Here is a 25487-nt window from a genome sequence, read left to right as displayed (position 1 = left end):
CGAGCAACCCACGTTGCTCCCTCCTGATTCTTGTCCTTGCGGCGCCCGATTGACGATCACAAAACGTTCGGGAATTCGACACAGAGCCGCATTGTGACTCCCAGTCACCGCGGTCAGCCGTGATGGAACCACTTTCCAGATGCCCCGGGCAACCCGACTGGGTATTCCGGTCGAACCGCTTGACATTCCACAGTGGGGTGCGCCACGTGAAAGTTCCGTTCGCCTGCCTCTGATGTCCGGATATTTTCCGGCCTACAACATCGTTTTGATCGCGATCAGGTCTCATGATGCCGCAGGCTGCGGGCATGCGTCGACTGTTTGTGGAGAGAGTGCGAACGTTCGACAGGATTGTGGGAGGAGCGTGAGAATTGCAGGTCATAAATGAATTCGGTGACCGAGATCTCTTTCGGTCACCGAATTCACTGATCAGTGCCTTGCGTCAGTTCGCTGCGGTGGCGCCGGACTTCAGGTCGCGTATGAACGAGCCCCAGGAGCCGGCGCCGAAGACCAGCGAGGGCCCGTCCGGGACCTTGCTGTCACGAACGGGGACGATGCCGGGGAACGCGTCGGCCACCTCCACGCAGTTGCCACCCTCCTGATTGCTGTAGCTGCTCTTGCGCCACGCGGCGCCATGCAGATCGGGACGGGACATTCGTTCCACGGTGGTTGCCCTCCATCACGGATCGGATCATGCCGAGCGACATGAGCGGGGGCAGGGCAGCTGCCCGTAGCCGATCGTAGGACAAGGAGAACGTTCCGACCTCGGCCGGATCCTCGACGAGTTGGCCGTAGTGGGCGCCTTCCGTGTAGGCGATCTCCGTTTCGTCGGGCAGCGCGAGAATGGTCAACGAGCCGCCCATTACGTCGTGTTCGCCTTGGTCGAACGGCAGTACCTGCACCGTGACATGAGGTTGCGCCGCGGCTTCGAGCAGTCGCTCCAACTGTCCGCGCATCACTGCCGGGCCGCCGATCGGACGCCTCAGTACGGCCTCGTCGAGGACGACCCAGAGCACCGGGCGATCGGCTGAGTCGAGCCGTTTCTGCCGACCCATGCGCGCAGTGAGCCTTTCCTCCAACTGCGCCTCACCGCTGAGTGTCAGGCCGACGCTCAGGACGGCCCGCGCGTACTCCTCGGTCTGCAGGAGGCCGGGCACCACATGTGCCGCGTACTCCCCGACGAACACCGCCCTCTCCGAATGGGCCATGAACGCCCTCGACCAGTCGGGGAACGCCTCCCGGTACACGTAAGGCCACAACTCGACGAGCAGGTTGTCCGCGTCGAGGGCGGCGTCGAGGGCGCGGGCCAGTTCCAGGGTGGGCTTGGCCCCGGAGGCGCGCTCGATCTGGGTGATCCGGGTGCTCACCACATGGGTCCTGGCGCCGAGTTCGGCCTGGGTGAGTCCGGCCGCCGTGCGGAGTCTGCGCACCCGTGCACCGAACAGCGCCGCCATGGACGTACTGGGGTCGATTCCCTTGGCCAAGGCGTTACTTCCGTTTCTTACGAGCTGAAAGGTAAGGCTGGGCCGTCTTCCGAGCGTAGGGCCGGCGGACGACTCTTGAGTACGGAACGTGATGACTCGTGCACTGTGCGGGAAGGAAGACAGGCCGTGCTGGCAGGAACGACCACACCGGAAGAGGGCGTAGCGCCCGACTCCCGTCACTTCGCGGCCCAGTTCGCCGCGACCCCGCGAGGCGCGAGGCTGGCCCGGCGCCTGGCCGTGCGGCACATGGAGGAGTGGGGGTATCCGCCGGACTCGGACACGTCGTGCGCGATCGCGCTCGTGGTCGGCGAACTCGTGGCGAACGCCGTACGGCACGGCCGGGCGCCGGGCCATGAGTTCGCTCTCGGGCTCGCCCTGGACGCGACGGCGGGCCTGATGCGCGTCGAGGTGGCGGACGCGTCGGCCAAACACCCTCCGGCGACCGCCCCTTCGGCCCACCCCGACGGCGAGTCGGGCCGCGGCCTGCTCCTGGTGGACGCCCTGGCCCTGCGCTGGGGCTGGACACCTCGTCACCCTGTGGGCAAGACGGTCTGGGCCGAGGTCGGCTGCCTTTCCAGCGAGGCCGGTTGAGCGCCGCTCGTCAGTTCGGGGCCCGCTATGTTGACAGGGACATCCGACAGGTGGGGCGCGGCATGCAGAGATCAGAAGAGCGGGTCGGGGAGGCCGGGACCGCGGACGCGGACGGGGACGTGGACGTGGACGGGGACGGGGACGCGGACGGGGCGGCGGGGGACGACGCGGCTGCCGGCTGGCCCAGGCACTGGCCGCTCCTGCTGCTGGGGGCGGCCGTCGTTCCCGGCACGGTGCTCTACCTCGGCGGCCGGTGGATGGAGACACCGGCGATGGAGGCGTGGCGGACCGTCTGTCTCGCCGTGACCGTTCAGGCGCTGCCCTTCCTTCTGCTGGGTACGGCCCTGTCCGGTGCCATCAACGCGTTCGTGCCGGCGACGGTGTTCAGCCGTGTGTTGCCGAGCCGGCCGGTGCTCGCCGTGCCGGTGGCGGGCGTCGCGGGAGCCGTGCTGCCGGGCTGCGAGTGCGCGTCGGTGCCGGTGGCGAACCGCCTGATCGGGCGGGGCGTCACACCGGCGGCCGCGTTCGCGTTCCTGCTGTCGGCGCCCGCGATCAACCCGGTGGTGCTGACGGCCACCGCGGTGGCCTTCCCGGGGCAGCCGGCCATGGTCGCCGCCCGGCTGCTGGCCTCGCTGGGCACGGCGCTGGCGATGGGCTGGCTGTGGCTCTGGCTGGGACGGGCCGAGTGGCTGCGGCCGGCCGTGCGGCACGGCGGGCACCAGGCGGGCGGCAGCCGGTGGCGGGAGTTCCGGACCGGCTTCCAGCACGACTTCCTGCACGCGGGCGGTTTCCTGGTGGTGGGTGCGATGGCGGCGGCCACGTTCAATGTCGCGGTGCCTCGCTCCGTGCTGGACGCGTTCTCCGGTTCGCCCTGGCTGTCGGTGCTCTTCCTGGCCGGGCTGGCGATCGTGCTGGCGGTGTGTTCGGAGGCGGACGCGTTCGTGGCGGCCTCACTGACCGGGTTCTCGCCGGTCGCGCGGCTGGCGTTCATGGTCGTCGGCCCGATGGTCGACATGAAGCTGATCGCCCTTCAGGCGGGGACCTTCGGCCGGGCCTTCGCGGTCCGGTTCTCCGCCGCCACGGTGGTCGTGGCGGTTGTGTTCAGCGCGTTGGTCGGAGGAGCACTGCTGTGAGACGGCCACTCCAGATGACCTTGCTCGTCCTCAGCGGCGTCGGCCTGCTGCGCGTGTCCCTGTTCACCGACCTGTACCTGCGGTACGTCAACGAGGGGATGCGCTCGCTGCTCATCGCCTCCGGCGCCCTGCTGATCCTGCTCGGCGTGGCGGAAGCGGTGTCGTACGCGCGACGACGCGAGGACGACGCACACACGGACCACGACGACCACGACGACCACGACGACGGCGGTCACGGGCACCACCACTCCGGCACACCCCGCGCCGCGTGGCTGTTGTTCCTCCCGGCGCTGAGCCTGCTGTTCTACGCCCCGCCCGCGCTCGGCGCGTACACCGCCTCCCGCCAGCCGCCCAAGGCCATCACGCACGAGGACGACTTCGACCCGCTGCCCGCGACCTCGCCGCTCCCGCTGACGCTCTCGGACTTCACCCGCCGTGTGCAGCAGGACCGCACACGGGCCATCGAGGGGCGTACGGTCCGGTTGACCGGCTTCGTCACCTCCGGCCGGCAGGGTGGGAGCTGGACCCTGAACCGGATCATCATCTCCTGCTGCGCGGCGGACGCCCAGTCCGTGAAGGTGCGGATCCACGGCACCCCGGCCCCGCCGGCCAACACCTGGGTGGCCGTCGCGGGCACCTGGCACCCCGGCGGCACGCTGGGCACGAGCTCCGCGCCCGCGGCGCTCGACGCCCGCTCCGTGAAGAAGGTGGCCAAGCCGGCGAACGCGTACACCGACGCGCTGCCGCTCACCCCCACCAGATGAGGTGGGCGCACGCCCTGGGGCCCGTGTGCACCAGTGCGCCCGGCTGTCACTCGCCCTCATCCCTGCTAGCTTCCGATTGATTGGCGCTGGCCAGGCCCCACGGGGCCTGGCCAGTCCGTTCTGCTCAAGGGGGAGCAATCGGATGACGTCCATTCTCGTCTTCGCCGCCGGAGTGGCGCTGCTGATCTACAGCGCCGAGAAGCTGATCACCTACCTGGTCGGGGCCGCGCGCGGCCTGGCGATCTCGCTGTTCCTGCTGGCCATCGTGTTCACCGGGATCGAGTTCGACGACCTCGCCTTCGGTGTGGTGCTCAACGTCGAGGGCCTGGAGGACGTCGCGCTCGGCGTCGTCTTCGGAACCGTCATCTCGCTGTCGGGCCTGGTGCTCGCGATCGCCGCCCTCGTCGCGCCCTGCCGGGTGGAGGTCCCCAAGGACTACATCGCGTTGTTCGCGGTCTCTCCGCTGATCCTGATCGGGCCGGCGCTGCTCGGTGAGTTGGGGACCGTCTTCGCGATCGTTCTCGTCCTGCTGTTCGTGGTGTTCGTCGCCTACATCGCCTACCGCGAGTCGCGTCGGGCGGTGCCGACGTTCAGAAGCGCGGAAGTACTCGAAGCGGTGGACAGCCCCGAACTCGTCGGCGTCGCCGCCGGGGCGGCCGAGGTCGCGGGTGGTGGCAGCGGGGACCGGGGCCATGGCTCCGGTGGCCTCTACGAGACCGGCCGGGTCGGCGCGGCGAAGTCGGCCAACCGGCCGGGGTGGCTGCTGCTCGTTCTGGCGCTCCTCGCGCTGACCGGGATCGTCGTCGGCGCCTGGATCATGACGAAGGGAACCGAGGGCATCCTGGAGAGGTTCGCGATCAGCGGCACCGTTTTCGGGGCGACGATCGCGACGCTGGTGCTCTCCCTGGAGGACATCTTCCTGACCGCGGAGCCGGCCCGGCGGGGCGCGCCCTCGATCGGTGTCGGCAACGTCATCGGCAGTGTCGTGTTCTCGGTGACCGCGAAGGTGGGCATCATCGCCCTGGCCGGTGGCGCGCTCGTGATCACCCCGGAGATCTTCAGCTGGCACCTGCCGGCCCTTGTGGCGATCAACGGGTTCGCCGCCTACACACTGCTCACCGGGCACCTCAGGCGCTGGCACGGCGCGGTGCTCCTTGTGGCCTACACCGCCTACTGGGCCATCAGCTTCTCCGTGTTCGGGCTGGTTCCCGTCGACGACGCCCCGGGCTCCGACGACGACGCACGGCGACCGGGCATCGAGGCACCGGTGGTCCCGGGCGCGCACGCCCAGGCCGGCCCCGTATCACTCGGTTGGCAATACGCGCACGACCCGTCATCGCCGAAAGTGTCGATACTGTGACGGTTCGTGCCCGAACCACCTGGAGATCCCGAGATGACCACTTCCGTGCAGCGCGACCGGATCAAGCAGCGCTTCGACAGCTGGGACGTGAACGGCGACGGCCGCATCGACAGGTCCGACTTCGACGCCGAGTCCAAGCGCATCCTGCGGGCCTTCGGTGAAGCCCCCGACTCCCCGAGGAGCCGCGCGCTGAGCGACGCCTACCTGGGCATGTGGAACTTCTTCGCCGGCAAGGCCGGGACCGACAAGGAGAACGGCCGGCTGACCCCCGAGCAGTTCCACGACATCGTCGAGGAACACGTCCTGGAGAACGGCAGCCCGGACTTCGGGAAGGCCGTCAAGCCCACCGTCCAGGCCATGATCGAGCTGACGGACGTGGACGACGACGACCAGATCAGCCCGACCGAGTTCAAGACCTGGCTGGACGCCATGGGAGTCGAGAACATCGACCCGTCCGACGCGTTCCGCCAGATGCAGACCAACGGCGCCGACCAACTCTCCGCCGACGACCTGGTCCAGGCCCTCCGCGCCTACCACCTGGGCGAGATCGACGTCCCCCTGCTCGGACACTGACCCGCCCGCCGACACACGGGCCCCACTGCCGGAAACAAGCGAGGCACCTACTGAACCCAGTGGGTGCCTCACCTGTTGCTACGGCTGTCGGCTTCGTCATGGGGGATATCGGCCCGGTGGATGGCGAGGAGGGCGACGTCGTCGCCGAGGCGTCCGCCGGTGTGGGCGAGCAGGTCGCGTTCGATGTGCTGGAGCAGCACCTCGGGAGGGTGGTCGGTCCACTGGGCTGCGCGTTCTGCGAACGGGTAGAAGGCGCCGTTGTGGTCACGGGCTTCGATGACACCGTCGGTGTGCAGGACCAGCGTGTCCCCAAGGCCGAAGGGCATGACATCGACGACGTGGTTGTCGGGATCCGTGACGCCGACGCCAAGTGGGGGCGCGGGGTGGAGGCGGGGCACGTGGATGGTGTTGTCCGGGCCGAGCAGCAGCGGTGCCGGGTGACCGCAGCTGGTCATGCGGACCAGGGCCTCGTTGTCGGCGATCTCGACCAGAAGAGCGGTCACGAAGCGTTCTCCCGCCTCGCCCTCCGGTTCGAAGTCGGCGAGGTAGCGGGTCATGCTCCGTTCCAGGGAAGCGGCCAGCTTGGGCAGGGAGGCCTGCTGGTGGGCGGCCTCGCGGAAGGCGCCAAGCAGGAGGGCGGCCTCGCCGATGGCGGGCAGGCCCTTGCCCCGCACGTCGCCGATCATCAGGCGGGCCGCGCTGCCGGTGCGGGTGGCGGCATACAGGTCGCCACCGATAGCGGCCCCCTCCTCGGCAGCCAGATAGACACAGGCGAGCCGCAGCGGGCCGAGCCGCCTCGGCAACGGCCACATCACCACCTGCTGGGCGGCCTCGGCAACCGATCGAACCCGGGCCATCTGGCGTGCGTGCCGGTCGCGCACCGCACATAGGACCACGATCAACGAGGTGATCACCGCGATAGCGATCACCTCCACCATCACGTTCCGCGAAGACACGCTTCCGGCGTACCAGCCGTTGGCCGCCTCGCCCGCCATGGCCAGGACCCCGATCCCGGCCGTTGTCCAGGGGCCCGCGAACCACGCGGTGAGCGTGGGCGCGACCACCAGCAGGGGGCCGAGAACGATTTCTGGCCCAGTAGCGATGTCCGCAGCAGTGATCACAACGATGAGCACGACAGGAATCAGCAGCAGCAGCTGGCTCGGCTGCCACGGCTGCCCGAGATCCACACGTCCCTGCCTGGCGTCCACGCCTTCCACACTGCACCGCTACCGTGGCTTGCGCCACGACGGTCTTCAAGACCGCGCGCGGGCCGGCTCCCCATCGACCGATGACCTGCACTTACCACAGGAGGACAGATTGGCACGCAGGCGGAAACAGATCAGGCAGGTACTGAATCCAGTACCTGCCTGATCTGCTGCCTCGGCTGTCGGGGGGGCGGGATTTGAACCCACGACCTCTTCGTCCCGAATGACTCCGCTGGGCGGATCTGTCTGGTCAGAGCCCGTGACAGGTGTCGCGCGGCCTTCTCAGTGATGCCCTGCGCGGCACCGTCCGCCCACGCACAGCGGACCACTCGGCAGCACGTGGGTCAGATCTGCCCGAGGTCGATCTGCACCGGGAAGGGGGCCGTGACCTTGAGGACGCCGGTGAACACGTCCCCGTCCCGGTAGGTCTTCGTCGCAGGGTCGAGCACGTAGGTGTACACCAGAGGAACACCTGTCGCGGCCTGCTCAATCCGCCAGTAGAAGCCGATGCCTGCCTTGGCGTACTGGTCGACCTTCACGACCCGGTCGGTGGTCTCCGAGCCCGGTGATACCACCTCCGCCACCAGCAGTACGTGCTCGGGCCGGGTGGGCGTGACGTCGATCGTGTCCGCGCGGTACACCACGATGTCCGGGCGGCGATTGGTCAGCGGGACGTCCTGGAGCCGGACGTCGAAGTCCGTGTCCGCGTTCCAGTCCGGCCCCGCGGCGGCATCCAGGGCGTTTGCCAGGATCCGGGCCAGCCGGTTGTGCCGCTTGGACGCACTCGGGCTCACGACGACCATCCCGTCAACGATCTCGATGCCGGCGCACTGCTCCTCGGACCAGGACTCGTACTCCTCCGCCGTGATCTGCTCGTGCATCCACGCCGGGGCCACCATCTCGGCCGTCATGAAGCACCTCCCGGACACTGTGCGGCGGGCCCGATCCCGCTCGGTTCAGCGTACTGTCTCCAGCCCGTCGTGCACTCTGCCTCAGGGCTATCGGACATCGGCAACATGCGTGCCGGCCTTGTGGGCGACGCCACCTCCGGAGCTGCGCCGCTGATCAGCGGCGGCCTGCGCTGCCTCGCTGCGGTCGCCGCACTGGGAGCCGTCAGGGTGGACCTGCGTCGGCCCGTCACAGCGTCCGCCCACACCCCAGCCAGCCCGTAGCCCAGAGCTTCCGGGGATCGGTCTAGGCCATCAAGGGACCCGACGGCATGGACGTTGATCTCCTCGACAGCATCGTGACCGTCTACCTGGGCGGAGCGCTTCTGAGTGGGAGGAGCTTCGGGAGCGCGTCGGCCCCCAAATGGCTTCCAGACTCGATGCCTACTGCAACTTCTAATCGGATGCGGTTGCGGCCGGCAGCCCCGTTTCGGGCGTCATGTGGCCGATCCCGGCATCCACGATCCACTCAGCGGCCATGGGATCGAGTTTCCACGGGCTCTCCAGCAGCGCGGCACGCATAACGTCACGGTCTTGCACGGAGGGCGGCTCGGCGCCCAGTTTCTTCTTCCGCTCACCGTTGGAACCCCAATGAGAGTCGGTCGCATCGTCAAGGACGCGAATGAAGCGTTCGACGCGGTCGGGCCATGCGGGATGCGCCCACCACCGGGAGCAGGCCAGGGCACCGTGGCAGGCGGTGCGCAGCAGACCGAATCGGACGCCCTTGTCCTCCATCTGTCCGGTAAAGCCGCCGAGGACCCGATCCGCGTGGTCCTCGTACTCTTCGAGGTCTTCCCTGGAGCGAGCCAGTTCGCCGAGAGTCATTCCGGTGGGGAGCCTGCGCTCAGCATTCGTCAGCCATCGGAAGAGACGACCGGCAAGGACGTCCACGTCCTCCGCGTCGGTCCTCGCCAGTGCGGTGCTGTTCGCCGAAGTGATCCCCGACTCGATGCACCAACCCTTCAGGCGCCGACGTATGGCATCCGTGGTGTAGCTGTTGATGCGCATCATGTCGCCGTCCGACAGTCGGCCCTCGGCGTGCCAGTTCTCGATGCAGCTGTTCCGCCAGGCGCCGTTGGTGATGCCGATCGCTACGAGGTCCAGCAATGTGGCCAGGTGGCTGGGGTCCGCGCCGGCCTTGCTGCGAAGGGTCTCCTCCATGACCTCGTCGGTCATCATGGCCTGCGCTTCTTGAAGCATGCGCTGCACTTCGGGGGACATGTCGTCGTCGTTGACCATGTCGAGCGGCCTCTCACGTGCTTTCGGGGGATGCGCAGTTGAGGGTAAGGGCGAGCAGTGACAGTGGCTGGCCGCCAACGTTGCTTTGTGCTTCGCCCCGTTCGACCACTGACACTCCTGAAGGACGTGGTCAGCGTGTGCCAGCGCGAGGGCGTTGCGCCGGTGAGCGGGCCGATACCTGCTGGCTGCCGATCGCCAAGAGCCTCACCTCCCATGGCTTCGCCACACCCACCGGACCGTGATGGAGGACCTCGGCACCGAGAAGGTCCTCATGGACGAGCGCATGGACCACGTCGACAGTTCCGTCTCCGCTCGCTACGCCCCCGTCACCTCAGGCATGCGCAGGCGCCTCATGCTTGGTTTGACCGAGCAGTGGGAGGCTGCAGTCGAGGATCGCCTGACTATATGCCCATGTCACCGGTGCGCGTGTTGGACACCTTGCTGCAGAGGCGACGCATGGGCGCATAGGCATGGTTGCGGAATACCTGGGGCTGCACGCCCCGGGCGTTCAGGGAGAGAGGAACCTCGGGCTCGGTCAAGCACCGCTGAAGTGATCACATCGGCGGACGTTCCGCCAGACCGTACGAGGTCGGAGCGGAAGTGCTCTGGGTCTGCAGGAGGCCAGGCTGGGCGAGCACTGCAAGCACGTCAACGACGTCGAGAACCGGGTAGGCACGGCGATCGGCAAGGTATCGCGCGACAGCGCGTGCGGCGGGCCTGGGCAGCGCCGCTTTCTTTCCCAAAATGACCCCAGGAACCACTCAGGGGCCCGACCCGCGAAGCGGATCAGGCCCCTGACCTGGTACTACGGCGTCGGGGTGGCGGGATTTGAACCCACGACCTCTTCGTCCCGAACGAAGCGCGCTGCCAAGCTGCGCCACACCCCGATGTCGCTGCTTGTCGCGGCGACGACGTTTACTTTAGCCCACCGGTGGCCAGAGGCGAAATCCGGTTTTGGCGCGGCGGCGGATCGGGTTCGGGCGGGTGTGGTCGACGGCCACGAGGAGCAGGGCCAGGGCGTAGAAGGCGAGGCCCAGGAGGAGCGCGCTGGCGAGGACGTGCTTGTAGCCGTGCTGGGAGACGTCCAGGAAGGGGTGCAGATAGCGGTCGGGGGCGTCGGCGGGGAGCAGTTCGCCGCGGGCGAGGGAGAAGGCCAGGTAGGCCAGGGGGTAGAGCAGCCACGGCGCGGCCTGGTGCAGATGGAGGCGGTCGGGCTCGGTGAGCAGGAGCCAGTCCAGGAGCGCGGCGACCGGGGCCGCCGTCAGCAGGATCAGCGTGGCCGTCCTCTGCCAGAGCGGATGGATGCCTGGCTCGCCCGTGATCGAGAACGCCGGCGAGGTCCGGGTCAGCAGCGCGTGGTGCACGACCGCCGTGATCACGGCGTAGAGCACGGTCGCTCCGGTCAGCCAGGCCGGCAGCGGCCGGCGGGCCGTCCGGGCCCTGCGGGCAGAGAGACAGAGGACCAGGGCGAGAAGGATGCTGCTCTGGATCGCGAACGTGCTCAGGACGCGGGCCGGGGAGCCGAGGTGCAGTTCCACGGCCACCGCGGCCGCGATCGCCGCGGCGGTGAGGAGGCGGCAGGCCGCCGCCCCGAGGTGGCGGGTGGGCGCCATGACGGCGGCCGGGGGGACGAAGGAGGAGGGCATCAGCTTGACGATGCCCGGGATCACGGGGAGCTCCGGTATGTCCCGAGGTATGAAAGGCGTCGGAGGTATCTCCGGCACATCGGGTGGTTCGGGGGTCTCGGCGGCCATGCCCTCACGGTAGGGAGGGCGGACATAGGGGGCGATTCGGGTAGTCCGTGTGGGTGACAGAATGCCGCCCGGCGCCAGGCATTGCCGTGCGGCGGAAACCGCCCCCCGCCCCTACCCCGTCACTGCCGTTCCACCAGCGTCAGCAGCGTCGCCTCCGGGGGGCAGGCGAAGCGGACCGGGGTGTAGCGGTTGGTGCCGCAGCCGGCCGAGACGTGCAGGTAGGACGTGCGACCCTCGGCGGTGTGGGTGGACAGGCCCTTCACCCGGTCGGTGTCCAGGTCGCAGTTGGTGACCAGGGCGCCGTAGAAGGGGATGCAGAGCTGGCCGCCGTGGGTGTGACCGGCCAGGACCAGGGGGTAGTCGTCGGCCGTGAAGGCGTCCAGGACGCGCAGGTACGGGGCGTGCACCACGCCCATCGAGAAGTCCGCCTCGGTGGACGGGCCGCCCGCCACCCGCGTGTAGCGGTCCCGCTTGATGTGCGGGTCGTCCAGGCCTGTCAGCTCCACCGAGAGGCCCTCCAGCTTGAGGGTGCCGCGGGTGTTCGTCAGGTTGAGCCAGCCGGCCGCGTCGAAGCCGTCGCGCAGGTCCTCCCACGGGTTGTGGATCACCCCCACGGCGGGCGCGTTGCCGTTCAGACCGTGCCGGCCGCTGGTCTTCTCCAGCAGGTACCGGGCCGGGTTGCGCAGCTTGGGGCCGTAGTAGTCGTTGGACCCGAAGACGTACGCGCCCGGGAAGTCCATCAGCGGGCCGAGGGCGTCGAGGACCTCCGGAACGCCCTCCGGATCGGACAGGTTGTCGCCGGTGTTGATCACGAAGTCGGGCCGCAGTCCCGCGAGCGAGCGCAGCCAGCGCTGCTTCTTGCGCTGGCCGCCGACCATGTGGATGTCGGAGACCTGAAGGATCCGCAGGGGGCGCATGCCGGAGGGCAGGACCGGGACCGTCACCCGCCTCAGGCGGAAGGAGCGGGCTTCGAACCCCGCCGAGTAGAGGAGACCGGCGGCCGCGACCGCCGTGATGCCCAGGGGTACTCCGTATCGCGCGCGCATGCGTCCATCGTCTCAGGCCGGTGCCGTCCGGTGGAAATCGCCCGGTGGTCCCGGCCGTGGGGCCAACGGGCGCGCCACGCCCGGAGATCGGCGCTTTTCCGGGGCGCCGTAAATCGGCGCGCGAGTGCCTTGCCGTACCTGCGACAATCGGACCCATGACCACGCTCAAGTCGAAGCTGCACGATGACCTCAACGCCGCGATCAAGGAGCGTGACGAGCTCCGCTCCTCGACGCTCCGGCTGACGCTCGCCGCGATCACCAAGGAGGAGGTCGCGGGCAAGGAGAAGCGCGAGCTCTCCGACGACGAGGTCCTCAAGGTGATCACCAAGGAGGCCAAGAAGCGCCGCGAGGCGGCCGAGGCCTTCGCGCAGGGTGGTCGTGCGGAGTCGGCCGAGCGGGAGAAGGCGGAGGGCGAGCTGCTCGCCACGTACCTGCCCCAGCAGATGTCCGACGAGGAGCTGGAGCGGATCGTCGCCCAGGCCGTGCAGGAGGCGAAGGCCGCCGGTGCGGAGGGGCCGCGGGCCATGGGCGCGGTCATGAAGATCGTGAACCCCAAGGTCGCGGGCCAGGCCGAGGGCGGCCGCGTCGCCGCAGTGGTGAAGAGGCTTCTGGCCGGCTGACCCGGCCGGTTCGAGGGCACGTACGACGAAGGGGCGCCGGCCATCCGCCGGCGCCCCTTCGTCGTGGCGGCGGCGGGGGACGCGCCCCCGCCGCCTGTCCGTCAGCCGTGTCCCCGGCCTCCGTTGCCGTTGCCCCGCGGTCCTCCGCCGTTCTGGCCCTGGAAGAAGCCGTTCGGGAGGGAGATGGACGGGTTCGGGACGCCGCCGTTGTTGTCGCCGGGGCCGCCGTTGTCGCCGCCGTTCCCGTGGCCGTCGCCCCGGTCCCTGCCGTTGTGCTTGTCCTGGTTCTTGGGCGCGTCCGGGATGTCGACGAGGTTGAAGGCCGGGGCCTCCTTGCCGGCGAGGGCGCCGGTCATCGCGTCACGCCAGATCGGGCCGGGCACCTGACCGCCGTAGACGAGGGGGTTGAAGACCCCGCCGATGTTGATGTTGATCATCTTGACGGTCTGGGAGGCGCTGCCCACCCACACCGCGCCCGACAGGTTCGGCGTGTAGCCGACGAACCACGCGTTCCTGCGCTCGTCCGTCGTACCCGTCTTGCCCGCGTTGGCGCGGTCGGACAGGCCCGCCTGCGAACCCGTACCGGAGTCGATCACGCCCTGGAGCAGCGTGTTGACGGTGTCCGCGGTCGTCTCGGACATGGCCCGCGTGCAGGTCGACTTCGGCACCGCGAGCGGCTTCTCCTGGCCGCCGACCTTCTGTGTGATCGACTCGATGGCGACCGGCGTGCAGTACGTGCCGCGGGTGGCGAAGGCCGCGTAGGCGCTCGCCATCGTCAGCGGGGAGATGCCCTTGGAGCCGAGCGAGATCGCGGGCACCTCGGGCAGCTTGTCGCCGCTGCCCTGCACCACGTGCAGCTTGTCGACGATCTGCATCAACGGGCAGAGGCCGATGTCGGCGACCATCTGCACGAAGTAGGTGTTGACCGACTTGGCCATCGCCTCCTTCAGCTGGTACGGGCCTACCTCCGACTTGCTCTCGTTCGGGACCTTCTCGTTCGCCTGGTTCATCCAGGGCTTGCCGCTGCACGTCTGCACGGGCTGCGGGTACGGCATCTCGTACGGCGACGAGTACTCCTGCGTCGGCGGCCTGCCCTGCTCCAGCGCTGCCGCCGCCACGAACGGCTTGAACGTCGAACCGGTCGGGAAGCCGTAGTTCGAGCCGCCCAGGTCGCTGCCGACCGAGTAGTTGATCTCGGTCTCGTTCTTGCCGTAGCCGTACGGCTTGGACTGGCCCATCGCGAGGACCTTGCCGGTGCCGGGCTCGACCAGCACCGCCGCGCCCGCGACCGAGTCGGACTGGTAGACGTGCTTCTTCAGCGAGTCCTGCACGGACTGCTGGGCCTGCGGGTCCAGCGTTGTGCGGATGGTCAGACCGCCCTGGTTCCAGATCTTGGCGCGCTGCTGGCGGGTCTTGCCGAAGACCGGGTCGTTGAGGAAGATCCGCTCGACGTACTTGCAGAAGAAGCCGGCGCCCTTGACCGCCGTGATGCAGCCGTTGCGCGGCTGGGTGACCTTCAGGCCCAGCGGCTCCTTCGTGGCCTTGTCGGCCTCCGCCTGCGAGATGTCGCCGACGCTGGCCATCCGCTGGAGCACGACGTTGCGCCGCTTGGTGGCCTCGGCCTCGTCGTTGACGGGGTCGAAGCGGCTCGGCGACTGGACGATGCCGGCGAGGAGCGCCGCCTCGGGCAGGGTCAGGTCCTTGGCGTGCTTGGAGAAGTAGCGCTGGGAGGCGGCCTCGACGCCGTAGGCCTGCTGCCCGAAGTACGTGATGTTGAGGTAGTTCGCGAGGATCTTGTGCTTGCCCAGGTCCTGTTCGACCTGGATCGCGAACTTCAGTTCCTTGACCTTGCGGCCGATGGTCTGCTGGGTGGCCTCCGCGACCTTCGTCGGGTCGTCGCCGGCCTCCTCGACGAAGACGTTCTTGACGTACTGCTGGGTGAGTGTGGAGGCGCCCTCGGAGACCCCGCCGCTCTGCGCGTTCTTGTTGAGCGCGCGGAGCACGCCCTTCAGGTCGATCGCGCCGTGCTCGTAGAAGCGGGAGTCCTCGATCGCGACGATCGCCTTCTGCATGTACGGCGAGATGTCCTTCAGTTCGACCACCGTACGGTCGCGGGAGTAGACCTGGGCGATCTGGTTGCCCTGGCGGTCCAGGATCGTGGTCCGCTGGCTGAGCGGCGGACGCTTGAGGTTGGCGGGGATGTCGTCGAACCCCGTGGCCGATCCCTTGGCGGCCAGGCCCAGCGCGCCGGCCGCGGGCAGAGCGATGCCCGCCATCACGGCTCCCGCGAGCACACTGACACCGAGGAACTTCGCGGCCTGCTGCGTTGGCGACAGACCACCGCCCGAGCGCTTCTTTGGCATGGGGGCAGCCTAATCCGTAGTGATGAGCGTTCCGACGGAGCAGGGCGTCTCGGAATGTTCGAATGCAGGATCGTGACATCCGGGGGCCGGCGGGCGGGGTGCGCCGGTGCCGCGAAGCTTGGCCGAGGCGGCGAGCCGGCCTGTGTTCTCATTCGCCGGACACGCGTATATGCCTTGGCCTAAGCTGCTCTCGACTGTCACAGCGGTACGGCCACGTATCCATACGTCCGGCAGCTCCGAAACGTTCCGGCTCCGTTCGGCTTTTTTGGCCGGGTGGTCCGGGAGGTGTCGAGAGGGCGCGACCGGGGCGGGTGGGACGGGTGCCCGAATTCCCCCTGTGTGTCATCCGGTGACCATTGCGGCACGCGGCAAATACCTCACTGTGCCGGGAATGCCGCGCATGTCGCCAGCTCACTCCCCCGGGTGATCTGCCGCTTACCCATAGTCCGTTCGGACCATTCAAGATTGGGCCCGCTGGGGGTGTTGCGCCGTGCCCACCTTCCGTAACGTCCTCAACTGGCGGCGGTGAATATGCCGCTGCCGCCGTGGGGGAGCCTCGATTCGGGAGAGGACGGCGCCGGTATGGGCTGGGTTACCGACTGGAGTGCGCAGGCGGCCTGCCGCACTACTGATCCGGATGAACTGTTCGTTCAGGGAGCAGCGCAGAACAGGGCCAAGGCGGTGTGCACCGGATGCCCGGTTCGCACCGAATGCCTCGCGGACGCGCTCGACAACCGTGTCGAGTTCGGCGTCTGGGGAGGCATGACGGAGCGTGAGCGTCGCGCATTGCTGCGCCGGCGGCCGACCGTGACCTCCTGGCGCCGGCTGCTGGAGACCGCGCGCATGGAGTACGAGCGGGGGGCGGGACTGGTGTCGCTCGCCGACGACCAGGTGTACGAGGACTACGCGGCGGTGGGCTGACGTCGGGCTGGGACCTCGTCCCTCCTGGGCGGTCGAAGCGGCTTCGCGGGCGGTCTGCGGTTGTCCGTGTGTTTCGGTGGCTGTCCCGGGCTGTCCCGCCGCGGGGAGGGACAGCGGAAGACCCGTCGGGCGCGTGTCAGGCGCCCGGGTCGGGCAGCTCGTGGCGGTGTTCCGCGAGCCGGTTTCCGATGTCCCGCAGCCCCGTGAGGTCGTGCACGTCCCCGGGCAGCGCGGCCACTTCGGCCACCGCCACCTCGGGATGCCGGGCGGCGAAGCGGTCACGCGTGCGCTGCTCACGGGAGAGCAGCTGCATGCGCTCGGCATGCAGCCTCAGCAGACCCGCGGTGACCTGGTCGACGGACGGCTCCGGCGCGAAGTCGTCGTCGGCGGGCGCCTCGGGGTCCGCGGGAGGTGCGCCGGAATCGGGATGAGCAGCGGGAGAGTCTGAACTGCCGTACGTTTCGGGAGAGTTACGAAGTCCAGCTTTCCCGTCCCGCTGATCCACAATGCGGGAGTCCTCAAGATTTTCCGCGGCGGCGAGCGCCCGCTCGGCCGACAGCTCGCCGGCTCCGCTGCCGTGCACCCGGTTGAGCACCAGACCGGCCAGCGGCATCTTCTCCGCGGCCAGCCGCTCCACGAAGTACGCGGCCTCGCGCAGCGCGTCCCGCTCCGGGGCCGCGACCACCAGGAACGCGGTTCCCGGTGCCTGGAGCAGCTTGTACGTGGCGTCCGCGCGGGTCCGGAAGCCGCCGAAGGTCGTGTCCATCGCGGCCACGAACGTCTGGACGTCCTTGAGCAGCTGACCGCCCAGCAGCTTGCCGAGCGTGCCGGTCATCATCGACATCCCGACGTTCAGGAATTTCATCCCCGCGCGCCCGCCCAGCTTCGCCGGGGCGGTCAGCAGCCGGATCAGCCGGCCGTCGAGGAAGGAGCCGAGCCGCTTGGGCGCGTCCAGGAAGTCCAGGGCGGAGCGGGAGGGCGGGGTGTCGACGACGATGAGGTCCCACTCGTCCCGGGCCCGCAACTGGCCCAGCTTCTCCATCGCCATGTACTCCTGCGTGCCGGCGAAGCCCGCGGAGAGCGACTGGTAGAAGGGGTTGGCCAGGATCGCGGCCGCCCGCTCGGAATCCGCGTGCGCCTCGACGACCTCGTCGAAGGTGCGCTTCATGTCGAGCATCATGGCGTGCAGCTCGCCCTCGCCCTCGGTGCCCTTCACCCGGCGCGGGACGTTGTCCAGGGAGTCGATGCCCATGGACTGGGCGAGCCGGCGGGCCGGGTCGATGGTCAGGACGACCACCTTGCGGCCGCGTTCGGCGGCGCGCAGGCCGAGGGCCGCCGCGGTGGTGGTCTTGCCGACCCCGCCCGAGCCGCAGCACACCACGATGCGCGTCGCCGGGTCGTCGAGCAGCGGGTCGATCTCCAGCACGCGCGTGGGTGCCAGACGGCGGGCGCCGTCGTACGCGTGGGCGGAGGTGCGCGCGGCCTCCCGCTCGGGTGCCGGGTCCGGGCTCATGACATCCCCTGCTTCCGCAGCTCGGTCGCCAGTTCGTACAGGCCCGCCAGGTCCATGCCCTCGGCGAGCAGCGGCAGTTCGTGCAGGGGCAGACCCAGCTCGCTCAGCACGGACCGCTGCTCCTCCTCCAGCGTGTAACGCTCGGCGTACTCCTCGGCCTGCTCCAGCAGCGGACCCACCAGCCGCTCCGCGTTCTGGCCGCGCCGTGCCCCGCCGAGCCCGGCGGAGGACAGCGACCGGGCGAGCGCGGTGCGCGAAGCGGTCCGTACGAGGTCCAGGTCGTCGGCGTCCAGCACCTGCGGGCGCACCATGTTCACGATGATGCGGCCCACCGGCAGCCGCGCGGAGCGCAGTTCGGCGATGCCGTCGACGGTCTCCTGGACCGGCATCTCCTCCAGCAGCGCCACCAGGTGGACGGCCGTCTCGGGTGACTTCAGCACCCGCATCACCGCCTGGGCCTGATTGTGTATCGGGCCGATCTTCGCCAGGCCCGCCACCTCGTCGTTGACGTTGAGGAAGCGGGTGATGCGCCCGGTGGGCGGCGCGTCCATGATCACGTAGTCGTAGACGAACCGGCCGTCGCGGTCCTTGCGCCGTACCGCCTCGCACGCCTTGCCGGTCAGCAGGACGTCCCTGAGTCCGGGCGCGATGGTGGTGGCGAAGTCGATGGCGCCGAGCTTCTTCAGGGCCCGGCCGGCACCGCCCAGCTTGTAGAACATCTGGAGGTAGTCCAGCAGGGCCAGTTCGGGGTCTATGGCCAGCGCGTACACCTCCCCGCCCCCGGGAGCGACGGCGATCTTCCGTTCCTCGTAGGGCAGCGCCTCTGTTTCGAAGACCTGTGCGATGCCCTGCCGGCCCTCGACCTCGACGAGGAGCGTCCGCTTCCCCTCCGTGGCCAGGGCCAGCGCGAGGGCGGCGGCGACCGTCGTCTTTCCGGTCCCGCCCTTGCCGCTGACGACCTGGAGCCTGCTCACGTATTCGAGACTAACCAGTTCGCGCTCGGGTCACGCGGGAGGCTGTGGACAACCGCGCCGTAGTGGGCCGCGTGGGCCGCCGGAGGCAGCGGATACAGTCGGCTCATGACCAAGTGGGAATACGCAACCGTGCCGCTGCTCGTCCATGCCACGAAGCAGATTCTGGACACCTGGGGCGAGGACGGCTGGGAGCTCGTCCAGGTCGTGCCCGGACCGAACCCCGAGCAGCTGGTGGCCTACCTGAAGCGGGAGAAGCAGGCATGAGCGCGGTCGAGGCGAGGCTGGCGGAGCTGGGCCTGAGGCTGCCGGAGGTCGTGCCGCCGCTGGCCGCCTACCAGCCGGCCGTGCGGTCCGGCGTGTACGTCTACACGGCCGGCCAGCTGCCGATGGTGGACGGCAAGCTCCCGGTCACCGGCAAGGTGGGCCTGGAGGTCACCCCGGAGGAGGCCAAGGACCTGGCGCGCACCTGCGCGCTCAACGCCCTGGCGGCCGTCAAGTCCGTCGCGGGCGATCTGGACCGTGTCGCGCGCGTGGTGAAGGTCGTGGGCTTCGTCGCCTCGGCGGCGGACTTCACCGGCCAGCCCGGGGTCGTCAACGGCGCCAGCGAGCTGCTGGCCGAGGTCCTCGGGGAGAAGGGCGTGCACGCGCGCAGCGCGGTCGGCGTCGCGGTGCTGCCGCTGGACGCGCCCGTGGAGGTGGAGATCCAGGTCGAGCTGGAGCCGTAGGCGAGCCCGGAACGGGCTCTGACCTCGGCCACCTCTCGAACATTCGCTCACCAGGGGATAGCCTCCGCCCATGGCGAATGGGCAGTGGTTTCCCCCGGACTGGCCGGACCGTATCCGCGCGCTCACGGACGGCACCCTCACACCGGTGACGCCGAAGCGCGCGGCCACCGTCATGCTCCTGAGGGAGACCGGATCCGGCCCCGCGGTGCACATGCTGCGCAGACGCGCCTCCATGGCCTTCGCCGGAGGCGCGTACGCGTACCCGGGCGGGGGCGTCGATCCCCGTGACGACGACCACCACGTGCGCTGGGCGGGTCCCTCGCGCGCGTGGTGGGCCGATCGCCTGGGCGTGGACGAGAAGGCGGCCCAGGCGATCGTCTGCGCGGCCGTCCGCGAGACGTACGAGGAGGCCGGCGTCCTGCTCGCCGGGCCCAGTGAGGACAGTGTCGTCGGCGACACCACGGGTGCCGACTGGGAGGCCGACCGCGCCGCCCTGGTCGCCCGCGAGCTGTCGTTCGCGGAGTTCCTGGACCGCAGGGGCCTCGTCCTGCGCTCGGACCTGCTGGGCGCCTGGACTCGCTGGATCACGCCCGAGTTCGAGCCCCGCCGCTACGACACCTGGTTCTTCGTGGCGGCGCTTCCCGAGGGCCAGCGGACCCGGAACGCCTCCACGGAGGCCGACCGCACGGTGTGGATCAGGCCCGTGGAGGCGGCGGCCGCCTACGACCGGGGCGAGCTGCTGATGATGCCGCCCACCATCGCCACCCTGCGCCAGCTGATGCCCTGCGCCAGCCCCGCGGAGGCGCTCACCGCCGCACGGTCCCGCGATCTGACCCCCGTGCTCGCCCGGGCCCGCCTGGTCGAGGGCGAGGTGGTCCTGACCTGGCCGGGGCACGACGAGTTCACCAAGCACGTCCCGAGCGGCACGGCGCGCGCGTGAGCCGCCGCTCCCGTCCGACCGACGTCCAGGAAGGCCCCCTCGCATGACGGACGCAGCAGCGCTGCCCGGACAGCCCCGGGGCGGTGCACTGGCCGGCCCCGCCACCGCGCGGGCCGTCAACGTCCTCGCGCCGAACGCGTCCCCCATGACCCTGGACGGCACCAACACCTGGATCGTCTCGGAGCCGGACTCCGACCTGGCCGTCGTGATCGACCCGGGGCCGCTGGACGAGGGCCACCTGGCCCGGGTGACCGCCACCGCCGAGGGGGCGGGCAAGCGGATCGCGCTGACCCTGCTGACGCACGGCCACCCCGACCACGCCGAGGGCGCCGCCCGCTTCGCCGAGCTGACCCGTACGCGCGTGCGTGCGCTCGATCCGGCCCTGCGGCTGGGCGACGAGGGCCTGGGCGCGGGGGACGTGATCAAGGTGGGCGGGCTGGAGCTGAGAGTCGTGCCGACCCCGGGCCACACCGCCGACTCCCTGTGCTTCCACCTGCCGGCCGACCGCGCCGTGCTCACCGGCGACACCATCCTGGGCCGCGGCACGACCGTCGTCGCGCACCCCGACGGCCGTCTCGGCGACTACCTGGACTCGCTGCGGCGGCTCAGGTCCCTCACGGTCGACGACGGCGTCCACACGGTCCTGCCCGGCCACGGACCCGTCCTGGAGGACGCCCAGGGGGCCGTCGAGTTCTATCTCGCCCACCGGGCCCACCGGCTCGCCCAGGTCGAGACGGCCGTCGAGGCCGGCCACCGGTCCCCGTCCCAGGTCGTCGCGCACGTGTACGCCGACGTGGACCGCTCCCTGTGGCCGGCCGCCGAGCTGTCGGTGCGCGCCCAGCTGGAGTACCTGCGGGGGCACGGACTCATCTGACGGCCGCCGGCGAGCCCCGGTACTCCTGCCGACGGCGAAGGCCCCGTCCCGGGCTGGGAACGGGGCCTTCGAGGACCGCGGGAACGGGTCAGCGCGAGCGCTTCGCGAGGCGCTCCACGTCGAGCAGGATCACCGCACGGGCCTCCAGGCGGAGCCAGCCGCGCTGGGCGAAGTCGGCCAGGGCCTTGTTCACGGTCTCACGGGAGGCGCCGACCAGCTGGGCCAGCTCCTCCTGCGTGAGGTCGTGCACCACGTGGATGCCTTCCTCGGACTGCACGCCGAAGCGGCGGGAGAGGTCCAGCAGGGCACGGGCGACACGGCCCGGGACGTCGGAGAAGACCAGGTCCGACATCTGGTCGTTGGTCTTGCGCAGGCGCCGGGCGACGGCGCGCAGCAGGGCGCCTGCCACCTCGGGCCGCACGTTCAGCCAGGGCTGGAGGTCGCCGTGGCCGAGGGCGAGCATCTTGACCTCGGTCAGCGCGGTCGCGGTCGCGGTGCGCGGGCCGGGGTCGAACAGCGACAGCTCGCCGATGAGCTCGCCGGGACCGACGACGGCCAGCATGTTCTCGCGGCCGTCCGGGGACGTGCGGTGCAGCTTGACCTTGCCCTCGGTGACCACGTAGAGCCGGTCGCCCGGGTCGCCCTCGTGGAACAACGAGTCGCCTCGTGCGAGTGTCACCTCCGTCATGGAGGCGCGGAGCTCCGCGGCCTGCTCGTCGTCGAGCGCCGCGAAGAGCGGATTGCGCCGCAGAACGTCGTCCACGAGTTCTCTCCTTGTCGACCTGCTCAGAGGATCTTGCTCCCCCGTGTGCCAGGGGTCCGTGTTCCCCATTTTGCCGGACGGTCCAAACAGTGTGATCTGTCACAAGGATGCCGCACTGGTGTGCCCGCTTACGCGGCAGGGGGCCAATCGGGGGCCGATCTCCGGGGTCCGGAGCGGATGTCGGTGCTGGGCTTTAGGCTGGCCGGGTGTCCAAATCGCCGGTGAGAGCGCAGGCCGAGGGGGCTGGACGGGTGGTTGCAGGTGAGGATTCCGCTGTGGGCGAACAAGGGCCCGACGATGGAACGAACATGGCAAAAGCGGCGAAAAAGGCACCGGTGAAGAAGGCGGCACCTGGGAAGAACGCGGCAGCCGAGAAGGGTGCCGCACCCGCCGCGTCCGAGAAGAAGGCTGCCCGCGCCAAGGGTGCGGCCTCCGGCGGAAGCGCCGCCCCCGTCAGGAAGGCCGTGGCTCCGAAGAAGGTGACGGTCGCGCCGAAGAAGGCCACCGCCGCCGCCAAGAAGGCCGCGCCGGTGAAGACGCTCGCCCCGAAGCCGCCGAGGAACGAGTCGCGCGCGGCCCTCGTCCGCCGGGCCCGCCGGATCAACCGCGAGCTGGCCGAGGTGTACCCCTACGCCCACCCCGAGCTGGACTTCGAGAACCCCTTCCAGCTCCTGGTGGCCACGGTCCTGTCGGCCCAGACCACGGACCTCAGGGTCAACCAGACCACGCCCGGGCTGTTCGCCAGGTACCCCACCCCCGAGGACCTCGCCGCCGCGAACCCCGAGGAGGTCGAGGAGATCCTCCGGCCCACCGGCTTCTTCCGGGCCAAGACCAAGTCGGTGATAGGCCTGTCCAACGCTCTGGTGGAGGAGTTCGGCGGCGAGGTCCCGGGGCGGCTGGAGGACCTCGTCAAGCTCCCCGGCGTCGGCCGCAAGACCGCCTTCGTGGTCCTCGGCAACGCCTTCGGCAGGCCCGGCCTGACCGTGGACACGCACTTCCAGCGGCTGGTGCGGCGCTGGGAGTGGACCGAGGAGACCGAGCCCGAAAAGATCGAGGCCGCCGTCGCCGCGCTCTTCCCCAAGAGCGACTGGACGATGCTCTCGCACCGTGTGATCTTCCACGGCCGCCGCATCTGCCACGCCCGCAAGCCCGCGTGCGGCGCCTGCCCGATCGCCCCGCTCTGCCCGGCCTACGGCGAGGGCGAGACGGACCCGGAGAAGGCGAAGAAGCTGCTGAAGTACGAGAAGGGCGGCTTCCCCGGCCAGCGCCTCAAACCCCCGCAGTCCTACCTGGACGCGGGCGGCCGGCCGGCACCGCCGCTGGGGGCCGGATGACACCGGCGGAACGATCTCGGCGCCGTCGGGCGTTGGACACGGCGGGACGCCGAGAAGCTCGGACACGGGGCACGGCAGGACCCCGAGCGGTGCGGCGGGCAGGACGGCGAGGGGAACGGGGGTGGCGATGACGCGGGCCAGTGAGGCGAGCGGGACGCAGGGCGGCTCGGTGGCGCTCAGCAGGGAAGGGCTGCCCGGCTGGCTCGAGCCGGTCGCGCGTGTGGCCGAGACGGTCCGGCCGGTCCAGCTGAGCCGCTTCCTGCCGCCGAAGGACGGCGCGGGGCGTCAGTCCGCCGTCCTGATCCTCTTCGGCGAGGCCGAGCGCGGACCCGAGCTGCTGCTCATGGAGCGGGCGAGCTCGCTGCGCTCGCACGCCGGCCAGCCGTCGTTCCCCGGCGGGGCGCTCGACCCCGAGGACGGCGACCCGCAGGGCGACGGCCCGCTGCGGGCCGCGCTGCGCGAGGCCGAGGAGGAGACCGGGCTCGAACCGGCCGGGGTCCAGCTGTTCGGCGCGCTGCCCCGGCTGTACATCCCGGTCAGCGGCTTCGTCGTCACGCCCGTGCTCGGCTGGTGGCGCGAGCCCAGCCCGGTGGGCGTCGTCGACCCGGCGGAGACCGCACGCGTGTTCACCGTGCCCGTGGCGGATCTCACGAACCCCGACAACCGGGCCACGACCGTCCATCCCAGCGGCCACCGCGGCCCGGCATTCCTGGTCGAATCGGCCCTTGTGTGGGGTTTCACCGCCGGGATCATCGACCGCGTGCTCCACTACGCGGGCTGGGAGCGGCCCTGGGACCGCGACAAGCAGGTCCCGCTCGACTGGGGGTCGTGACAGGGTGGGCACCGCGGCGGTGCTGCCGGGGGCGGAACTCCAGGAAGACACAGGCCGGCCTGGGGTGATCGGAACATGATGAGGCGAGGCTCGACGCGGTGAACGTGCTGGACATCCTGCTGCTGATCGCCGCCGCGTGGTTCGCGGTCGTGGGCTATCGCCAGGGATTCGTCGTCGGCATCCTGTCGGTGATCGGCTTCCTGGGCGGCGGCCTCCTCGCCGTCTACACGCTCCCGGTGATCTGGGACGCGATGACGGACAACACGCCGGTCAGCACCACCGCGGCCGTCGTCGCCGTCGTCGTCGTGATCGTCTGCGCCTCGATCGGCCAGGCCTTGACCACCCACCTCGGCAGCAAGCTGCGCGTGTACATCACCTGGTCACCGGCCCGCGCCCTGGACGCGACCGGCGGCGCCCTGGTCAACGTCGTCGCCATGCTGCTGGTCGCCTGGCTGATCGGCTCGGCCCTCGGCGGCACGACGATACCGACGCTGGGCAAGGAGGTGCGCAACTCCCGGGTGCTGCTCGGCGTCTCCGAGGTGCTGCCCGCGCAGGCCGACACCTGGTTCGCGGACTTCACCTCCGTCCTCGCGCAGAACGGCTTCCCGCAGGTCTTCAGCCCGTTCGCCGACGAGCCCATCACCGACGTACGGCCGCCGGACCCGGCGCTGGCGAACAGCGTCGTCGCCCTGCGCGCCAAGCAGTCCGTCGTCAAGGTCATGGGCACCGCGCGCAGTTGCGGCAAGGTGCTGGAGGGCAGCGGTTTCGTCTTCGGCGACCGCCGGGTCATGACCAACGCGCACGTCGTGGGCGGAGTCGACGAACCCACCGTGCAGATAGGCGGCGAGGGACGGAAGTACGACGCCACCGTCGTCCTGTACGACTGGCACCGCGACATCGCCGTGCTCGACGTGCCGGACCTCAAGGCGCCGGCCCTGAAGTTCACCGGCACCGACGCGCGCAGCGGCGACGGCGCGATCGTCGCCGGCTTCCCGGAGAACGGGTCGTACGACGTCCGGGCCGCGCGCGTGCGCGGCCGCATCACGGCCAGCGGCCCGGACATCTACCACCGTGGCACTGTGCGCCGGGACGTCTACTCGCTGTACACCACCGTGCGCCAGGGGAACTCCGGCGGGCCGCTGCTCACGACCGACGGCAGGGTGTACGGAGTGGTGTTCGCCAAGTCCCTCGACGACGCCGACACCGGCTACGCGCTCACGATCGACGAGATCCAGCAGGACATCGCGCGGGGTCGTACCGCGGACCAGCAGGTGGGCAGCGACGACTGCGCGCTGTAGGCCCTCCCGGCCCGTGCCGGGGTCAGCTGCGGCTGTGACGCAGCCGTACGGAGACCCAGCGCGCTCGGCGGCGCAGGATGCGGGGAATGCCCACCCTCGGGTCCGTGTCCGCCGACTGCGGAGTGCCGCGCTGGTGGGAGTTGGGACCGCTCACCGAACGGCGGGTGCGTGCTACGTCGTTGTAGTCGTGCGTCCAGCCCATACCGGGACGTCTGCCCCCGCCCCATGGTCGATAAC

General features: G+C 70.0%; 26 protein-coding genes, 1 tRNA gene and 1 pseudogene. 15 read left to right on the top strand and 13 right to left on the bottom strand.

Features of this window, described 5'->3' with window-relative positions; translation table 11 throughout:
* Window positions 1-439 precede the first annotated feature (439 nt).
* On the bottom strand, window positions 440-574 hold the full coding sequence (locus tag ACIP4X_RS11330) for a DUF397 domain-containing protein (protein WP_401348118.1): 135 nt from the start codon (window positions 572-574) through the stop codon (window positions 440-442).
* Complete coding sequence (locus ACIP4X_RS11325; RefSeq protein WP_391458701.1) at window positions 537-1451, bottom strand: Scr1 family TA system antitoxin-like transcriptional regulator; 915 nt, start codon at window positions 1449-1451, stop codon at window positions 537-539. The genes ACIP4X_RS11330 and ACIP4X_RS11325 overlap by 38 nt, the downstream gene beginning before the upstream one ends.
* Window positions 1452-1607: 156 nt before the next feature.
* On the opposite strand from ACIP4X_RS11325, the gene ACIP4X_RS11320 reads away from it, so the two are divergent.
* The 5 genes from ACIP4X_RS11320 to ACIP4X_RS11300 all read left to right on the top strand — a co-directional run bounded on the left by ACIP4X_RS11320 (window position 1608) and on the right by ACIP4X_RS11300 (window position 5902).
* On the top strand, window positions 1608-2072 hold the full coding sequence (locus tag ACIP4X_RS11320; protein ID WP_391458703.1) for an ATP-binding protein: 465 nt from the start codon (window positions 1608-1610) through the stop codon (window positions 2070-2072).
* Between the two features lie 62 nt (window positions 2073-2134).
* Window positions 2135-3205: a permease gene (locus ACIP4X_RS11315; RefSeq protein WP_391458705.1), complete on the top strand. Its 1071-nt coding sequence runs from the start codon at window positions 2135-2137 to the stop codon at window positions 3203-3205.
* Window positions 3202-3969 (top strand): TIGR03943 family putative permease subunit, encoded by a 768-nt coding sequence (locus tag ACIP4X_RS11310; RefSeq protein WP_391458707.1) that lies wholly within the window; start codon window positions 3202-3204, stop codon window positions 3967-3969. The genes ACIP4X_RS11315 and ACIP4X_RS11310 overlap by 4 nt, the downstream gene beginning before the upstream one ends.
* A gap of 142 nt (window positions 3970-4111) precedes the next feature.
* Window positions 4112-5329: a sodium:calcium antiporter gene (locus ACIP4X_RS11305; protein ID WP_401347883.1), complete on the top strand. Its 1218-nt coding sequence runs from the start codon at window positions 4112-4114 to the stop codon at window positions 5327-5329.
* A 33-nt stretch (window positions 5330-5362) separates the two neighbouring features.
* Window positions 5363-5902, top strand: coding sequence for an EF-hand domain-containing protein (locus tag ACIP4X_RS11300; protein ID WP_358736943.1), 540 nt, complete (start codon window positions 5363-5365; stop codon window positions 5900-5902).
* Between the two features lie 68 nt (window positions 5903-5970).
* Here the strand turns inward: ACIP4X_RS11300 and ACIP4X_RS11295 are convergent, their stop codons facing one another.
* The 3 genes from ACIP4X_RS11295 to ACIP4X_RS11285 all read right to left on the bottom strand — a co-directional run bounded on the left by ACIP4X_RS11295 (window position 5971) and on the right by ACIP4X_RS11285 (window position 9293).
* Window positions 5971-7110: a SpoIIE family protein phosphatase gene (locus ACIP4X_RS11295; RefSeq protein WP_391458712.1), complete on the bottom strand. Its 1140-nt coding sequence runs from the start codon at window positions 7108-7110 to the stop codon at window positions 5971-5973.
* A gap of 341 nt (window positions 7111-7451) precedes the next feature.
* Entirely contained in the window at window positions 7452-8018 is a 567-nt protein-coding gene (locus ACIP4X_RS11290; RefSeq protein WP_326803423.1) for a Uma2 family endonuclease, read from the bottom strand.
* Window positions 8019-8450: 432 nt separating this feature from the next.
* The gene (locus ACIP4X_RS11285; RefSeq protein WP_401347878.1) at window positions 8451-9293 is read right to left on the bottom strand and encodes a hypothetical protein; all 843 of its coding nucleotides are present in this window, start codon (window positions 9291-9293) and stop codon (window positions 8451-8453) included.
* 137 nt (window positions 9294-9430) lie between these two features.
* Between ACIP4X_RS11285 and ACIP4X_RS11280 the strand changes: the two are divergent.
* Window positions 9431-9761: pseudogene (locus ACIP4X_RS11280) on the top strand (LacI family transcriptional regulator); the annotation flags it as partial.
* Window positions 9762-10106: 345 nt separating this feature from the next.
* On the opposite strand, the gene ACIP4X_RS11275 reads toward ACIP4X_RS11280, so the two are convergent.
* From ACIP4X_RS11275 to ACIP4X_RS11265, 3 genes are all read right to left on the bottom strand, one after another.
* A tRNA-Pro gene (locus tag ACIP4X_RS11275) sits at window positions 10107-10180 on the bottom strand.
* Window positions 10181-10213: 33 nt separating this feature from the next.
* A complete protein-coding gene (locus tag ACIP4X_RS11270; protein ID WP_358733517.1) occupies window positions 10214-11047 on the bottom strand; it encodes a Pr6Pr family membrane protein in 834 nt (277 codons plus the stop codon).
* A 119-nt stretch (window positions 11048-11166) separates the two neighbouring features.
* Window positions 11167-12093 (bottom strand): metallophosphoesterase, encoded by a 927-nt coding sequence (locus ACIP4X_RS11265; protein WP_358733515.1) that lies wholly within the window; start codon window positions 12091-12093, stop codon window positions 11167-11169.
* A gap of 155 nt (window positions 12094-12248) precedes the next feature.
* On the opposite strand from ACIP4X_RS11265, the gene ACIP4X_RS11260 reads away from it, so the two are divergent.
* Window positions 12249-12713 carry a GatB/YqeY domain-containing protein gene (locus ACIP4X_RS11260; RefSeq protein ID WP_358733513.1) on the top strand — a complete coding sequence of 155 codons (465 nt, stop codon included), beginning with the start codon at window positions 12249-12251 and terminating at the stop codon, window positions 12711-12713.
* 101 nt (window positions 12714-12814) lie between these two features.
* Here ACIP4X_RS11260 and ACIP4X_RS11255 read toward each other — a convergent pair whose 3' ends face one another.
* Window positions 12815-15076, bottom strand: a complete 2262-nt coding sequence (locus tag ACIP4X_RS11255) for a transglycosylase domain-containing protein (RefSeq protein WP_358733511.1) — start codon at window positions 15074-15076, stop codon at window positions 12815-12817.
* A gap of 582 nt (window positions 15077-15658) precedes the next feature.
* On the opposite strand from ACIP4X_RS11255, the gene ACIP4X_RS11250 reads away from it, so the two are divergent.
* On the top strand, window positions 15659-15997 hold the full coding sequence (locus ACIP4X_RS11250; protein WP_172632898.1) for a WhiB family transcriptional regulator: 339 nt from the start codon (window positions 15659-15661) through the stop codon (window positions 15995-15997).
* Window positions 15998-16133: 136 nt separating this feature from the next.
* On the opposite strand, the gene ACIP4X_RS11245 is transcribed toward ACIP4X_RS11250, so the two are convergent.
* A complete protein-coding gene (locus ACIP4X_RS11245) occupies window positions 16134-17510 on the bottom strand; it encodes an ArsA family ATPase (protein ID WP_358733509.1) in 1377 nt (458 codons plus the stop codon).
* A complete protein-coding gene (locus tag ACIP4X_RS11240) occupies window positions 17507-18484 on the bottom strand; it encodes an ArsA-related P-loop ATPase (RefSeq protein WP_358733507.1) in 978 nt (325 codons plus the stop codon). The genes ACIP4X_RS11245 and ACIP4X_RS11240 overlap by 4 nt, the downstream gene beginning before the upstream one ends.
* Before the next feature lie 105 nt (window positions 18485-18589).
* Between ACIP4X_RS11240 and ACIP4X_RS11235 the strand changes: the two genes are divergently transcribed.
* The 4 genes from ACIP4X_RS11235 to ACIP4X_RS11220 all read left to right on the top strand — a co-directional run bounded on the left by ACIP4X_RS11235 (window position 18590) and on the right by ACIP4X_RS11220 (window position 21023).
* The gene (locus tag ACIP4X_RS11235; RefSeq protein ID WP_009189813.1) at window positions 18590-18748 is read left to right on the top strand and encodes a DUF4177 domain-containing protein; all 159 of its coding nucleotides are present in this window, start codon (window positions 18590-18592) and stop codon (window positions 18746-18748) included.
* Entirely contained in the window at window positions 18745-19209 is a 465-nt protein-coding gene (locus ACIP4X_RS11230; protein WP_358733505.1) for a RidA family protein, read from the top strand. Before ACIP4X_RS11235 ends, ACIP4X_RS11230 begins: the two co-directional genes overlap by 4 nt.
* A gap of 70 nt (window positions 19210-19279) precedes the next feature.
* Window positions 19280-20149 carry an NUDIX hydrolase gene (locus ACIP4X_RS11225; protein WP_358733503.1) on the top strand — a complete coding sequence of 290 codons (870 nt, stop codon included), beginning with the start codon at window positions 19280-19282 and terminating at the stop codon, window positions 20147-20149.
* A gap of 43 nt (window positions 20150-20192) precedes the next feature.
* The gene (locus ACIP4X_RS11220) at window positions 20193-21023 is read left to right on the top strand and encodes an MBL fold metallo-hydrolase (RefSeq protein WP_358733501.1); all 831 of its coding nucleotides are present in this window, start codon (window positions 20193-20195) and stop codon (window positions 21021-21023) included.
* 88 nt (window positions 21024-21111) lie between these two features.
* Here the strand turns inward: ACIP4X_RS11220 and ACIP4X_RS11215 are convergent, their stop codons facing one another.
* Window positions 21112-21786 carry a Crp/Fnr family transcriptional regulator gene (locus tag ACIP4X_RS11215; protein ID WP_100568471.1) on the bottom strand — a complete coding sequence of 225 codons (675 nt, stop codon included), beginning with the start codon at window positions 21784-21786 and terminating at the stop codon, window positions 21112-21114.
* Between the two features lie 308 nt (window positions 21787-22094).
* Between ACIP4X_RS11215 and nth the strand changes: the two genes are divergently transcribed.
* From nth to ACIP4X_RS11200, 3 genes are all read left to right on the top strand, one after another.
* The gene (nth, locus tag ACIP4X_RS11210) at window positions 22095-23120 is read left to right on the top strand and encodes an endonuclease III (protein WP_358733499.1); all 1026 of its coding nucleotides are present in this window, start codon (window positions 22095-22097) and stop codon (window positions 23118-23120) included.
* Between the two features lie 127 nt (window positions 23121-23247).
* Window positions 23248-23952, top strand: coding sequence for a CoA pyrophosphatase (locus ACIP4X_RS11205; protein WP_358733497.1), 705 nt, complete (start codon window positions 23248-23250; stop codon window positions 23950-23952).
* Between the two features lie 98 nt (window positions 23953-24050).
* Window positions 24051-25250 carry a MarP family serine protease gene (locus ACIP4X_RS11200; protein WP_401347868.1) on the top strand — a complete coding sequence of 400 codons (1200 nt, stop codon included), beginning with the start codon at window positions 24051-24053 and terminating at the stop codon, window positions 25248-25250.
* 22 nt (window positions 25251-25272) lie between these two features.
* Here ACIP4X_RS11200 and ACIP4X_RS11195 read toward each other — a convergent pair whose 3' ends face one another.
* Window positions 25273-25452, bottom strand: a complete 180-nt coding sequence (locus ACIP4X_RS11195; RefSeq protein WP_401347865.1) for a hypothetical protein — start codon at window positions 25450-25452, stop codon at window positions 25273-25275.
* Between the last annotated feature and the right edge of the window lie 35 nt (window positions 25453-25487).

The organism is Streptomyces sp. NPDC088817 (genome assembly GCF_044750345.1).
GTDB lineage: Bacteria > Actinomycetota > Actinomycetes > Streptomycetales > Streptomycetaceae > Streptomyces.
The sequence above is the reverse complement of the archived record's forward strand: the minus strand, read 5'-3'. Positions and strand labels throughout refer to the sequence as shown.